Annotated in this window: 20 protein-coding genes; all 20 read right to left on the bottom strand. The window is 29.7% G+C overall.

Going from position 1 to position 13626, the window contains the following annotated elements; genetic code table 11:
- Positions 1-23: 23 nt before the first annotated feature.
- Positions 24-593 carry a DUF777 family protein gene (locus BSV1_RS06145; protein ID WP_012672285.1) on the bottom strand — a complete coding sequence of 190 codons (570 nt, stop codon included), beginning with the start codon at positions 591-593 and terminating at the stop codon, positions 24-26.
- The gene (locus BSV1_RS06140; RefSeq protein WP_012672295.1) at positions 583-1515 is read right to left on the bottom strand and encodes a DUF693 family protein; all 933 of its coding nucleotides are present in this window, start codon (positions 1513-1515) and stop codon (positions 583-585) included. Before BSV1_RS06140 ends, BSV1_RS06145 begins: the two co-directional genes overlap by 11 nt.
- An 86-nt stretch (positions 1516-1601) precedes the next feature.
- Positions 1602-1868: a hypothetical protein gene (locus tag BSV1_RS06135; protein WP_039949799.1), complete on the bottom strand. Its 267-nt coding sequence runs from the start codon at positions 1866-1868 to the stop codon at positions 1602-1604.
- 38 nt (positions 1869-1906) lie between these two features.
- Positions 1907-2182, bottom strand: a complete 276-nt coding sequence (locus BSV1_RS06130; RefSeq protein WP_012672391.1) for a hypothetical protein — start codon at positions 2180-2182, stop codon at positions 1907-1909.
- Between the two features lie 106 nt (positions 2183-2288).
- Positions 2289-3110, bottom strand: a complete 822-nt coding sequence (locus tag BSV1_RS06125) for a hypothetical protein (protein WP_012672384.1) — start codon at positions 3108-3110, stop codon at positions 2289-2291.
- Between the two features lie 39 nt (positions 3111-3149).
- A complete protein-coding gene (locus BSV1_RS06120) occupies positions 3150-3713 on the bottom strand; it encodes a DUF792 family protein (protein WP_010257109.1) in 564 nt (187 codons plus the stop codon).
- Between the two features lie 18 nt (positions 3714-3731).
- On the bottom strand, positions 3732-5129 hold the full coding sequence (locus tag BSV1_RS06115; RefSeq protein ID WP_012672323.1) for a hypothetical protein: 1398 nt from the start codon (positions 5127-5129) through the stop codon (positions 3732-3734).
- 8 nt (positions 5130-5137) lie between these two features.
- On the bottom strand, positions 5138-5356 hold the full coding sequence (locus tag BSV1_RS06110) for a DUF1322 family protein (RefSeq protein WP_010257105.1): 219 nt from the start codon (positions 5354-5356) through the stop codon (positions 5138-5140).
- Positions 5349-5837, bottom strand: a complete 489-nt coding sequence (locus BSV1_RS06105; RefSeq protein WP_012672331.1) for a DUF1473 family protein — start codon at positions 5835-5837, stop codon at positions 5349-5351. Before BSV1_RS06105 ends, BSV1_RS06110 begins: the two co-directional genes overlap by 8 nt.
- Positions 5838-5875: 38 nt before the next feature.
- On the bottom strand, positions 5876-6298 hold the full coding sequence (locus tag BSV1_RS06100) for a DUF1463 domain-containing protein (RefSeq protein ID WP_010257097.1): 423 nt from the start codon (positions 6296-6298) through the stop codon (positions 5876-5878).
- Positions 6298-7368, bottom strand: a complete 1071-nt coding sequence (locus BSV1_RS06095) for a DUF787 family protein (protein ID WP_012672294.1) — start codon at positions 7366-7368, stop codon at positions 6298-6300. The genes BSV1_RS06100 and BSV1_RS06095 overlap by 1 nt, the downstream gene beginning before the upstream one ends.
- 77 nt (positions 7369-7445) lie before the next feature.
- The gene (locus BSV1_RS06090) at positions 7446-7985 is read right to left on the bottom strand and encodes a DUF764 family protein (RefSeq protein WP_012672369.1); all 540 of its coding nucleotides are present in this window, start codon (positions 7983-7985) and stop codon (positions 7446-7448) included.
- Positions 7966-8325 (bottom strand): hypothetical protein, encoded by a 360-nt coding sequence (locus tag BSV1_RS06085; protein WP_012672314.1) that lies wholly within the window; start codon positions 8323-8325, stop codon positions 7966-7968. Before BSV1_RS06085 ends, BSV1_RS06090 begins: the two co-directional genes overlap by 20 nt.
- Positions 8322-8696, bottom strand: a complete 375-nt coding sequence (locus BSV1_RS06080) for a DUF1506 family protein (protein WP_012672348.1) — start codon at positions 8694-8696, stop codon at positions 8322-8324. Before BSV1_RS06080 ends, BSV1_RS06085 begins: the two co-directional genes overlap by 4 nt.
- On the bottom strand, positions 8693-9145 hold the full coding sequence (locus BSV1_RS06075) for a DUF3890 domain-containing protein (RefSeq protein WP_012672368.1): 453 nt from the start codon (positions 9143-9145) through the stop codon (positions 8693-8695). Before BSV1_RS06075 ends, BSV1_RS06080 begins: the two co-directional genes overlap by 4 nt.
- Positions 9146-9148: 3 nt before the next feature.
- Entirely contained in the window at positions 9149-10066 is a 918-nt protein-coding gene (locus BSV1_RS06070; protein ID WP_012672393.1) for a hypothetical protein, read from the bottom strand.
- 30 nt (positions 10067-10096) lie between these two features.
- A complete protein-coding gene (locus BSV1_RS06065) occupies positions 10097-10705 on the bottom strand; it encodes a DUF228 domain-containing protein (RefSeq protein WP_012672291.1) in 609 nt (202 codons plus the stop codon).
- A 76-nt stretch (positions 10706-10781) separates the two neighbouring features.
- Entirely contained in the window at positions 10782-11369 is a 588-nt protein-coding gene (locus tag BSV1_RS06060) for a DUF1357 family protein (protein WP_012672327.1), read from the bottom strand.
- Positions 11370-11380: 11 nt separating this feature from the next.
- Positions 11381-12622, bottom strand: a complete 1242-nt coding sequence (locus BSV1_RS06055; RefSeq protein ID WP_245532231.1) for a phage portal protein — start codon at positions 12620-12622, stop codon at positions 11381-11383.
- A 350-nt stretch (positions 12623-12972) separates the two neighbouring features.
- Entirely contained in the window at positions 12973-13578 is a 606-nt protein-coding gene (locus BSV1_RS06050; RefSeq protein WP_012672338.1) for a hypothetical protein, read from the bottom strand.
- Positions 13579-13626: the final 48 nt, after the last annotated feature.

Genomic DNA, 13626 nt, shown 5'->3' with positions numbered 1-13626 from the left:
CACTAAAAAAAGAAAAAACTATTTTAAGCAATCGGGCCTGTTTTTCCGGTTGTAGTTGTTGGCGCACCACTACTATTAACATAAGTTAGAGTACCAGAACTGTGCATATGATTTTCAAACTTAGTTCCATTAATCTTTAAATTGCCTTTAATTTCAATATTATCCACATCAATGATCAATTTTTTTGCTTTAAATTTTATATTCTCACTTTGCGCACCAAGCTCTTGCACGCTCAATTCAAACTTATCAAGCTTAATGCCAATTTTTTTAGGATTAAGAACACTTAAAATGTAGAAATAATTTTTATCAAAATGATTATTATCACTTTCTTGGAAAATATTAAAATTACTTTGAAGTAAAATTACCTCATCTTCTGCTGCTAAATCAAAATTAAAGTTAGATATACTACAAGTACTAATCTCTAGCCCTTCGTACTCTTTAATAGTAACAACGCCCTTTTGAGTTTCAAAGTCAAAACTTTTAATAACACCTATTCTACAAATAAAAACATTTTCAAAAAGAAATTGCTTTAACACACCAGTAGAAGAACCTTTTAGGCTGCCTGACCCTGCGCGAAAATCATTATTTTGCATAATACATTCCCCCTTTATCAGAGTAAAGCTCTAGGTTTAAAACACACTCTCTGGTACTGCTTAATCTGGCACTGGTGTTTTTAACCTTGCATTCGAGAGTATTTCCATATCTGTCTTTAAAGCTTAGATTATCTGCAATCTTAATGTTGTGAGTAAACATCACTTGCGCTTGATACAAACTTAAACCAGACTTAAAACCTAAAGCATCCTTTTGAGGTACAAACAAAAGCCCATAATCTTTAAGTCTTTTGCACTCAGCAGAACCAAACTGTCCAAAATTCATGAAAATAAATTTTAAATCAACATCTTGCCCAGGATTTCCAATATCAACAATTACAGCGTCAACGTATCCTTGCCGCCTTAGGTATTCTATTAATCCTTTTGGCGAGTTACAAGCAAAGCTCTCTTTGATCACTTTTGTTTTTTCAAGCTCATTCATAAAAAAAATTGCTTTGTCCTTAAACACATAATTTATTGCATCAGCAATAGTGCTGTCTTTGAAATTCTTATACTCAAATTTTCTCTCTAAAAAGGTCGCTCTGGACAAAAGATACAATTCACACTCAAAACTAAAATTCTCAGCCCCACCAATTCTCTCAACAGGCGCTCCCAAATACCCAGCCATAATAAATTGGTAATCTTGCTGATCTGAAAACTTTTTATAATAAATTTTTACAATGTCTGCAGTTTTAAAATCAGAAAAATCTAAAGGCACATTAAAAATTTGAAGTTTGGCCTTTTTACTAGTTATTAAATTATTCTCAGAATATGTATTTTGAATAAAAATATTTAAATCAGGAGCACCATTTTGAGTGGTAATAACAACTCTGGGCCTAAGGCCTGAAAGCCTGCCGCCAATGCTATTCTTAGAATTAACTGCATTGTAAAATTCAATCTTAAAATCGTACTGAAATATTAACATCTTTTTTAAATAAAACTCCTTTTAAATCAATATTAAATTATTGATTAAATTCTTAACAAATCAGCCTAAAAGCAAAATTTAATTTTTTACTCCTTATTTGATTTGTAAATCACCATCACTACAACTTCTACCCCGGTGAACAAAATCTTATGATTAATGTCTAACACATTTTTTGAGCCTATCTTTTGAATAAAAAGTCTTAAATCTCTCTCTAATTCCTCAAAAGATCTCTGCTGATTTAGTTTAAAATTGAAAATTTTAACCTTAATAACTGCACCATTCTCAACAGCATAGGAATGCAAATTGAAAGACAAACAAAAAAATAAAATAAAAATTGTACAAACTTTTCTCACAAATGCTACCAACCTAACTTAAACTTGCAAATGCCTTGCTACCTTTGCTTTTTGGCTTTATAGATCACCATTACAGACAAACCATTAAAAGTTATGCTATGCTCAATGTTTAAAATATTCTCAGGTCCTATTTTATTGATTGCATTTTGTATTAACCCTTCAACAGAAGAAACAGAATGATCTTCGTTTAAATTGCCACTAATTTTTACTTCTTCGTATAAAAACTTGACTACAATCTCTTCGTCATCTTGAAGATCATAAGAATATAAATTAAAACTTAAAAATAAAAAAGAAATTAAAATTAATTGTCTCATTAATATTCTCCAAATAAAAATTATTCTGGCTTTAAAGCCTAAAAAATTAAACTTAAAAGATTAAAAACTTCCAAAGCAAATCAAAAAAATATTCAAATTCAAAAATTTAGCTAAATTGATCTTCAAGAGAATCCAAAAACTCATCTTCACTCTGATCTTCATTAAATGCATCGTCTCTGCTTTCCCGCTCATCTGGATCTTCGCTTTCTAGCTCATCATCTTGGTACTCTCTTTCTAGCTCGTCTGATTCTTGGCTTGGATCATCTAAAAATTCACTTTCTGCACCGTTAAGATAATACTTATCTAAGATTTGTCTTTTGTTGCATTTTTTTACACCTTGTGGTCTTTTGGAAGGTCTTGAGTTTTTTGAAAACTTTGAACCAACAGATTTGTTAGGCTTACTCCTTAAAGACTTCAGTTTGCTCTGATTATCAGATATTCTTTTTTTAATATTTTCACCAGATTTTACATTCTTAAGCCTATTGGATTGAAAATAGTTTTCCAGAAAAAGAGCTTTTTCAATAATTCTCTCTGCAATAAGTTTCGTATATTCCGGATTTTCAATAAGATTTTTGTTTTTATAATTTCTTGTTAAATATTTATATTTTCTAATAATCTTAAGTAGTGGTAATTCCACCTCTTTTTGGAATCTCCCCCTAACAAGCCTTGCTTTTATTATCCTTTGCAAATTATTACAATAGGCATTCAGTGCATTAAGCTTAGTAAGCACTTCTTGACTTTTGATGCTGCCAGCTTTATCTTGAGATTTAATTAAAATCCCATTGTCAAGGTCATGCATTAATACATATGCCAAATCTATGTCTTTTTTGAAATTCCATTTTCTAAAATCAAATGGTCTTGCCACACTTGCATATGTCGTTGAAACAATAAATAAAAAAAATATTAAAATAAGTTTAAATTTTATCATTAATATTCTCCTAATATTTAGATGTTTTTAATTAATATTTTAACCTTTATAGGTCAAAATATTAAACGTTTTGCAAATTTTTACTTGCAAACTAATTTCCACCTCCTCTAGATAAACTGTGTCTTTAAGCTTTAACGAACTAATGCTTACAACCTCGTGAAACCCCACCGAAGGGCTGTACATACTGTAATAAACCCCCAGATTAAACCTTTGTCTGAATTGCATTTTTATAAAATTACTATTAAATTCCAAAGCACTATTCATAAAAGGAGTTTCTCTTAAAGCTCTTATCAAAGTTTGGTCATAAATAGATGACAAAATCCCTTTATTAATTGTTACAATCTCAGGCCTTGGAGTAATGTTAAAGTTTACATATTCACTTTTTGTATTTGTAAAATCAATTACCGCGCGGTCCGAGCTTACGCTTGAGAGATTTTCTTCTATTAGATCGTGCTTTACAAAAATAAAAAATAGTTGGGGAATGTACCCAAGGCCTTTAAAATCAAGCCTTGGAAAAAGTAAAACAAAATTAGAAATGCTTGCTAAACTTGAGATTTGATTTACAATCTCTTTTATTAACTTACTAGCTTGCTCTTTAATCACTTAAAACCTCTTTTGCACTTAAGGCATTCTAGAATCATCATCAATTCCTCTTGAATTTAATTCACTAGCATTATTTAGCAAATTTGTCATGTGCTCAACCAAAGGCAAACTTTCAAAAGCTTGCGCCAAAATACTACCAAGATTTGAAAAAGTATTTCTTAATGGGTCCAGCACACTGCTTGTAAAATCGTAATTTTTAGCCCACTCCAAAAGTTCTAAAGTTTTTTCCAAAATTGAGTCTAATCCAGGCTCAAAGGCAGTTCTTATTATCTTGCTATTTAAAACTTCAGGCTGCCCCGGACTCTTTAAAGACATTGTTGGCATTTGAAAACTTAAAACTTTTTCTAAATTATTCTCACTCCTTAGAAAATCACTTACCAAGCTAATTGCTTTTGAATCATTTTTGGCATGCCCTTCGTTTTTTAATTTCTGTGCAAGCTCAACCATAAAAGAGAAATCATTTGAATTTGAATTTAAATTTGAATCTGGATTTGAATTTTGTGAACTTTGAAGAATGTAAAGTTTTCTTAAAAAATCATTTCTCTCAAGCTCTGTTTCAAAAGATCTTTTTCTTTTTAGTATTTTATTTGCACTTTCTTTTTGATCATCTTTGAAAACCAAATTTTCAAGACTTAGAGCAGTCTTTTTGTCTTTTAAATTTTTAAATTCTTCTAAAGGCAAATTTAAATCATTAAAACCATTTTTTATATTAAAAAAATCTACAAGGCTTGAGTCTTTAAAAAGATCTCTAAAAGACATTAAATTTTTCCAAACAATCTGGCTGTTTGCATTTTTTATGCCTAATGGTTCTTGCAAATCCCCAAAAGGGAAAGTCTTGTTAAAATTGGAATTTAATCTAAAGTCTTTTGGTAGATTAGTTTGAGCTTCACCAGAATTATTAACAAAATTCTGCTTAAAAGTGTTTTTAATATTTTCAGTTTTAAAATATGAATGCTGGGGAGAGCCAAGATCCAATTTATCTACTTCTGGCTTTAAATAAGAGCTTAGACTACTTTTATTCTTATTTAAGTGCCCATCAGGCAAAGCGATTTTGTCTTTTAAATCTAAGTCTAAATCCAAATCTTTTAAAACGCTTTTTGGATTGTTTTTCTGAAAATCAAGACCTAGAAAATCCTTAAAAGAATCAATTTTGCCTAAAACATTTAAAGATTTAAAACTTGCTGATTTTTTAGAATTATCACTTTTGGGTCTTTTCAAACTTTCAAGTTTTTCAAGGCTTAAGGACAAAAAATCCTTACCACCTTTTCCACCCAAACCACCAAAACCCTGACTGAAAAAATTTTCCCTTTTTAGACTTAAAAACTCTTTTTTTAAATTACTCTTTGTGGCATTTCTGTCAAGAACGCCTTCTAATGTAATTGTGAATTTATTCTCATTATTGTTTTCTTCGTACATAAAAACCTTTAAAACACGCTACTAAAAGACAAAAACCTCTCGTATATTTCCTTGTTAAGCTTTAAATTGGCTACTCGGTTAACCTCTACAAGCTCTTTGTAGCCCATTTTTTTAACATCTTTGTATGTACAAATGCCCATTACAACAGGAAAATAATACTTATTAGTTTCTCTTGTCAAATAGTCTATGTATTTAAAATAACTAGTCGCAATCTCTTGCTTATTCATTGCTACCTTCTTGCAACAAAGACTCAAAACCAGACTCTAAAGAATCTTCTTGGTTTAAGTCTGAAGGCTTGCTGTTTGTGATTAAATCATAACTCCAACGCTCATTAATGTAGTCATACTTAATGTAGTCGCCGTTTTTATCTTGAAAACTTTCAATGTAAACCAACCCGGGCTTTTTAAAACCTTCAATTGTTTCAAAAAGTGAATACTGAACTGAAAAAAGAATTGTGGGAAGAGCGTACTTGTAAAGCTCAGAATATCTTCTCTCTTTGTTTAAAATTCCGTAAAATTCATCTAAAAAACCCCTTGAGATCATTAATTTGGTTATTTCTTTTAATGTTCGCAGATCATTAAGCTTGCTAATAAGCTCATCTCTTTCAACGTCAAATCCTAAAACGCTGTCCCAATCGTACATGGGAATATCTTTTAAAACGTATGTATGTGTTTTGGCTCTGGTTAATATTTTTAACTTGTATCTCATTTTTAATTCTTATCCTTTTAAATTTGCTTTTAACGCTTTTAACTTGCTTTCTCAACATCACAATTGATTGCATGAATTGTAAACTTAACAGTATCATTATCGGCTGAATACTTTCTAGTTGGAATTTCGGCAAAAAAAGCACTATTTGAAATAATTTTAAGTCCCATTTGATCGTTAAACACCAATCTTTTTAACTTTTTAGATTTTGGTACATTCTCGTAAAATTGCTCGTTGCTTAGCTTTGTTAAGAGCTTGTAATCAAGAGACCCTTTGCTTACTTCTAAATCAAAAATATGAACAACGGTTCTTGGATCTCTAAAGCTTGGAATTGGAAAATTTCTGTCTTCTGTGCTTGCTTTAGCCATTACATTGGGCTCTGTGCTGTACTCAAGAGTGCCTGTGTCTATTAAATTGTCATTAAAGCTAAAAAATATTAAATCAAGTGAATAATATTCTCTCATTATGATGCTCTCCTTAAATATTCGTTTATCTCTTGTGTTGTTATTATTAAATTAACACCATTAAAGCTGTCATTGTACTTAAGCGCAACCTCTAAGCTTAAGCTTAAGCCCTCAGAAGAGTTAATTTTAAGTTTAATCTCCTTGTAAGAGACAATAAGACCCCTTTGTTTAAGTTCATGGAAAAAACATTCAAGCCCTGCTGTGTATTCGTTTGGCAAATTGCCGTCCAAATTTAAAGAACCAAGCTTACTGTTAGCTCTATTGTTTTTATTCCAAATTCTAATAAGCTCTTTGATTGCTTCATTTTTAATGTAAAAAAGCGTAAAAGTCTCATCAATCGGATCGCCTGAGAGACTAACCCCTTCTTTGAAAGCTAAAATGCCGTCATTGCCGGTTTCATTCAAAAGAGAGTAAAAATTAATATTGGTCTTTCTAAGAGAATCAATAAGAGAATCATCATAAATAGGAACAGCGTTTAAAATCATCCCATAAGGATTAACAGCGTGAAAAATACTTGCTTGATGCAAATACATTGCTGTAAACTTAAGGTGCAAATTTTGCTTGCCGGCGTAAACAGCAATAATATTTTTAAGCTCACTTTTGTCTTTGCCTTTTAAAAAATCAGGCAAATTGGCATCTTTAGTAGAAATTACAATAAAATTGCAAATTTTTCTAATCTCTTCAAAATCACTACTAATAACATCTTCTGATTGATTTACAAAAACTACAAACGGATGTAAATTGGATTTTAAAAAATCTTTAATCTCTTTAATCTGGTTGTAAACATAAAAATCAACAGACTTAAGCCCGCCTTGCCCAAAAAAATCGCTCATTGATTTTTTTAAAGCGCTCAGCTGCTCTTCTGCTATTTTCTTCTTGGAAGAATCAGACTCTTGGGCCTTTTGCATCTCAAGTTTTTCAAGAAGATCTTGTAAATTTGTAACACTTAATGCTAAGTGTTTACTTGCTAAAACATTGCTTTTGTAGATTAAAAGCGGATTGTAATAATTAACATTATTGAAAGCTAGTCTGTTTTGCACCAAACTAACGCTTATTGTATCTTTTGGCATTTATACTCCTTTTTAAATTTCTTTTTTTTAATTGTTTTTTAATTTATTTCTATTTATTTCTATTTTTTCAAAAAAATTTATCTCTCTTGTTTTAAAACCTGTATATTTGCAACAAAAATCTGATTAAAACTAAAACACATATTGGCGTGCATATTAGAAACACCAAGAAGCCCATCATTATTTAAATTGCTAATCGAGCAAAGATAATAAGTTAAAAGCAAATAAGAATCGCCTTCAAGCTCTTTTGTAAACTCAAACCTAAATCTATGCTCGTGCAAAAATTCCAAAAAGTGTTCATACACTTTGCAAATGTTCTCATAAGAATCTCTGTAAGCTTTAAATAAAACAAAACTTAAAAAATAAAGCGAAAACCTTAATCTAAATTCATTAAACTCTTTACAAGAATTACTACCCCTTAGATTTCTGGGGGTAAGACCTTCGAAAGACTCACTTTTTAATACAAGCAAATTGCTAGTATTTGTAGCAAACTTTTCCAAATATGGGTGGTTGTAAGTGTTTAAAATTTCTAATTCTATTTCTTTAAGATATAAATATTTTTTAAAATTTGTAAGTATTTTTATTAAAAACTGTACAGATTCATTTAGTCCTATAATCATGATTGTCCCCTTCTTTTGCTTTTAAGATCCTGGGGTTTTCAATGCTTTTATTAGCCTCTTTGGCCTTAAAAGCTCTTTTTGGACTTAGGTCTTTTTGCCTGATAAGTGAATAATTTTTACAAAAAACTCTAAATTGATCTTTTATTTCAATAAGTCCTTTTTGAATAGATTTTCTAAAAGCTATTTTTATTTCTTTGTTTGAAAAAATATTAGAACAAAACTCTTTGTAAGCAACCTTTGCTAGTTTGAAATTAAGCTCTTTTTTAATTTCTTCGGATTTGATATTAATGCTATTTTCTGCATTAAAAGAAATGTCTTTAAATTTAATCTTTACACTCAACAAGAGCTCCTTAAAACCAGAGTATTATAGCTAAGACCTTCTTTGTAGCTTTTTTGAACCCCCAAGATCGAATAAACATCATCAAAAATCTTAACCAAATCTCCGTACTCAAATTCCAAATTCTCAAGAGTATACACCTTAGCGTAACTATTTTGATCAAAAATATTTACACCTTCAATCTCAACTACTTCTTCTGGATTAATTAACAAAAACATTCCTTTAAAAACAACAGTATCAGAACTTTTAAATCTAGTTTCATAAGATGCATTTATTGGATCTTTGATTACTCTGAATTTACAGAAAAAAAGTTCTTGTGAATATATACTTATAATATTACTTAAGCCAATATTAATCATCTCTAAAGATTTCATTTAACTACTCCTATTAGAGAGCCTTTTGCTCTTAAATCTTTTATTAAATCATCCAAGCATTTGCAAAAATCGCCCCCACAGCTGCTGCTGTCAAGATTTGTGGGAAAATATTCCAATGATATCTCTTTAAATTTTTCAGACTTGATGTTATTTAAATTAAAACCCTTTAATCTGTTTCGTCTTTTTAGCTCGCAGCCAATAAAATAATAAATTAAAACAAACATTGTAGAATCATTTAAACTTTCAATTCTTATTCTCTTGAGAATTAAAATATTTTCAAGTAAATTTAAATATAAAAAAAATTCTTTGATACTTAGATCTTTAAAATCAAGCATTAAAAGCTTAAGTATTTGCTCATACACTCTTTGCAGTGATTCTGAATTATTACTCTTTAGAGTTTTTAAATTTGCACTTAAGGCCTGATTGGTATCTAATTTACTGTCATTCATTTTTTAGCTCAATTTTATTCTAAGGATTGAATTTTTTGTTGCCAAAATTGTTCCAATAGAAAAGTCAAGAAAACTTGTTCTAAAATTACTACTTGAAACTTCTGTGTATGAATTTAATATCGGCTGATGCCCGTCTTTTAAAAGCAGTAGTTTGCTACTTCTTGGATATATTAAAATTTCATCATCTAGTAAATTTGTAGTCTCAAGCTCAATATCTGCATCATTATTAATTGCGCTTATAAAATCAAAAAGCATGTCTTTGTATGAATAATTGTTGTTTGGAAGTCTTTCAAGTAGGCGGCCTTTGATTTTACTGGTTGTAAGTATTTTAAAAGGCACTTTTCTCTCATCTTCTAAATTAATTTTTGAAAGATCATCATTTATTGATTTTATTTGATCTAATATGTTTGTCTGTTTAACTGTTTTATCTATTTGATTTGGAAGATTCAAAAGTCCGTACATAGTTTCATTGTTAGACTCATCAACAAGCAGAGTTCTTTTACTGTCTCTTGAGAATGTAAGTCCACCTCTTAAATAGTGCGCACTCATTAACTTTTGTATCTCAATTATTGCTCCTAAAAGCCCTTCTCTCATGTTAATATTTGTGTTTGCCTCTACGCTAACTTTTCCATCTGGTGCATAGTAGGTAAATGCATACTGAAAAGGCAAATAGTTAATTTTTACTATTTGTCTTTGGAACTTTATTGTTGAGACTGTGTTAAAATCATTAACCTTTAATGTGGGAATGTCTGTTAAATTAGAATACCACTTAATAATTCTGTCGCTTCCAAGGGAAATATTGCTACTTTGTATTTGCTGTGAATCTAGAAAATGATAATATTCTGGGATTGGACACTCTTTAACCAAAACATCCCTTACTGTGTTTACATACTCGTCGTTATTTAATATGCTCTCATCCATTCAAATTCTCCTATTTTAAATTCTCCTATTTTAAATTGAATCTTTTATTTGCTTGACTAAAAAAAGAACTCTAACACCATAAACATCTCTTCTGTCTTTAAATTCTAAAGCAGGACCTAATGCTAAAGCGTGAATAACAGATGCATTCTTGTTAGATTTTTCTAAAACCCCTTCGCTGTTTATTATTAATTTGTCTTCTGCTTTGATGGTTTTGTCTTTAGTAATCAAAACACATTCAAAACTACAAGTGATTGGAACAACCGTGCCGGTTCTTGAAAAATCGTCAAAGTCCACACAAATTCCATAAAGATCACTACCACCGCCTTTTGCTATTTGCAAATTTGAACCGCTAACAACAAGCTTAACCCCGTATTTGTAGCAAAAATCTAAAGCCTGGTAATTTTCAAACTTATCAGCAGGACAGCTTTTAAGTCCGCCTTTTTGAGCAAAATAAAGCCCTTCGTCTTGAAATTTGTGGCTCTCAAATACCGGGTAACTGCTAGCATTAACGCTTTGCAGTTTGTCTAAAACAATTTTTTGAGCTTGATTTTTCTTTAAACTTTCAAGCTGGCTCTCAAGTTCTACTTTTGATGCTTTTAGTTTTTCTATCTCTTTTTTAAAATCAATTGAATCGCTCATTAATAATCTCCTTTTTTAAATTAATTTTTTGTTTAATTTTTCATTAAAAGCTTAAATTACAAAAATTCAAACAAATTTAAGCTAATTTATTACAATAAAATTCATTCTTAATCTCTTCCCACTGATTAAGCATTGCTTTTCTTAAATCATGATATGTGTTAAAAAAAACATTTCTGTCTCTTAAATTATTTTTTTGATCTGATTTTATTCTTTGAAAATTTATGACTTTGTATGAATTTTCTGAATTCTTGTTCTGATCAATATTAGTCTTTGCAAGCCTTATTAGTATTGACCGAAAACAAGAGTCAATCTCTTCAAGGTTGTAAGTTTGAGCTACCGCAAATATTTGAGATGATTTTACATACTTTCTAATAAGCTCTTCAGCTTGTCCTTTTACAACCTCTTTAAAAGAATACCCTTTTGCTAAAAGATTTTCTGTATTATACTCAAAACTTAAATTATCATTTGCAAGTTTATTTATCTCAACAGATTCTCTTAAATCATTGTGAGAAAAATTACCAGTTAAGTTATTACTTGCACTTTTGAGATTTTTATATTCCAAAAACTCATTAACCAAAGAGTCGCTTAAAACTTCATTGTTTTTACTTTTAGACTCTTTTAAATCTTCTTGGGTTTCGTCTGTGCCTGAAGCCATTTTTTCCATAATTACTCCTTTTAAATAACCAAACTTAATTGTTCTTTTAAATTTTCTTTTGCCTTGTCGCTTAGATTTTCATTTTTAATTAGCTCTAAATATTTAAAATAAACATCAAGAAGCAAATTGTCTTTTTGAAGTCTTTGCTCATAGCTTAAAGCTTCAAGCTCATTAAACTTCATATTTAATCTGTAATATTTGTTAAGCTTGAGATTGCACGCATTAGCAACAGATTCTTGAACGCCTTTTAAATAATCATAATAATTACTTTTGTCTCCCTTGCCGCTGCTGCCAAGCCCTTTGACTTGCTCATTGAAGCTTCTAGTTAAAGGCTCTTTGGTATCAGCGCCAATTTTTGCTTTAACAAGTTCAAATGCGTCTTTTAAAAACTCTAAATCATATTTTATTACTTCTAGGCACGCATTCTCTGATGCTGTGTAAAAAATTCCATCATTGTTTAGAGTGTTTTTAATCTTGCTAAGCTCTCTGCTAAGCTCGTCAGAGGCACTACTTAATGCTTGAAAACTTTTGTTTGGCTCTTGAGCTTTAAAAAAGGTAGAAAATATTTTGCCTTTGCTGTTTGCCAAAACATTAATTTCTTCTTTTGCAATCTCTAAAGATTCAACAAGTCCCACCAAATGTTCGTCTTTGTAAAACAAAAAATTATAATTTCTTATTCTTTTTTCTATTTCTAAATAAATTTGTTCTAAAAGACAAATGTTAAGCAGCAAACTTTGCGTGTAAGCAGGTTCTTGCACGCCTAAAACATAATCATAATTTTCATAAATTATTACTCTGCTTTTATCTATTTTTACAACCCTTGCTCTCTCAAAACCATCCGGGTCTTTTGAGCTAGAAAGGTACTCCACGTAACTAGAATCTCTTTTGTTAATAATTTTTTGAAAATCCAAATATTTAAAACCTGTGGGTAATTCGCTGTTAACCTTTTTACTTAAATCTTCATCTTCACTTTTGGGTTTTACCAAAATATAACCTGCTCCATTAAATCTGTAGCTTATCATTGCTTCAAGAAGAGCTTCTTTTAACTGCACCTTTAACCCCAAAAGAGACTTGCTGCTTTCTTTCAAGCAAGACTTTTCAAGTAGGCTTAAATTAATTCCATTCTTAAGTGCATCTTCTGCGGTACTTTCTATGTAGTTTCTAAAAAAAATTGAATATCTGTAAACATCAATAGGATTGATTTTGGATTTATTGTTTTTTATTTCCATTTTAAATTCGTTAATCATTTTTTTAAATATCATTATACATTATTATATCAAAAACAGTTTTTTATGCAAATTATTATTATTTGATATTAATTATTAAATAATATTGATATTCAAAATGTAAATATTAAAATTTAAAATTGATTTAAAATTTTATAAAAAAACTAATACGTTTTAAAGTATTTATGCTAATATTAATTAAAGAATATAAGTAAAACTTACAAAATATTCTACTTACTTTTGCTCGCATTGTAAAAAAATAGACATTGTAAAATGATATTAAAAAGAAAATTAAATTAATACTTTATCCAATCCCAATAAATATTAAAAAGGTAGAGAGCTGTTTCTCTACCTTTTAATATTGAAATGCAGAAAATCCAATTAAACTAAAAATAAAAAAATAATGTCTTCTTGCCTTCTATTCCCCGTTGAGCAATAAAAGATGTCGCTGAAAGGGATGCTCTAATTGCTTTTATTAGGGCTCTATTTGCTTGAAATGTGGATTTAATAACCAAAAGTAGCCCAAGGAGAAATTCTCTTGTCTTTAAATTTTCAATGCTATTAATCTCTTCTTCGGCTGATTTTATTCCTTCTTCATCTTTATGCAAAAAATCAATCTCTTTTAACCCTACTGAGTCAATTTCACTTACTGTGTGAGAATCAAAATTGACTATTGTCCAATAAAATACTTTTAAAATCTTGTCAACAATCCTAAATGTTATGGGAATGTCAAAATCAGAAATTTTATCAAATTCTAAAAGTAGATGATTGTTTAGCTTTTTGGCTAGATTGATCGTAGAAACAAGTTTTGATTTTGATTTTTGGACCTTTAAATGAGCATCATGTAAATTATTTGCATTTAAAACCTTATTTAAATTGGTCTCTACTTCTAAAGCAGAATTAATCACTTGAGTTGATAATTCCTTGGCAAATTTAACATTATTAAATTTAAAATCTTGTAAATTGCTCTTTACGTTATTGACATCACTCATAATAAAGACACTTAAAAGTCTTTTAAAAAAGAAAAAGACAAGTTCTCA

This window comes from [Borrelia] finlandensis (assembly GCF_000181875.2).
Classification (GTDB): domain Bacteria; phylum Spirochaetota; class Spirochaetia; order Borreliales; family Borreliaceae; genus Borreliella; species Borreliella finlandensis.
Note: the sequence above shows the minus strand (reverse complement) of the source record. Positions and strands in the feature narration are given on the sequence as shown.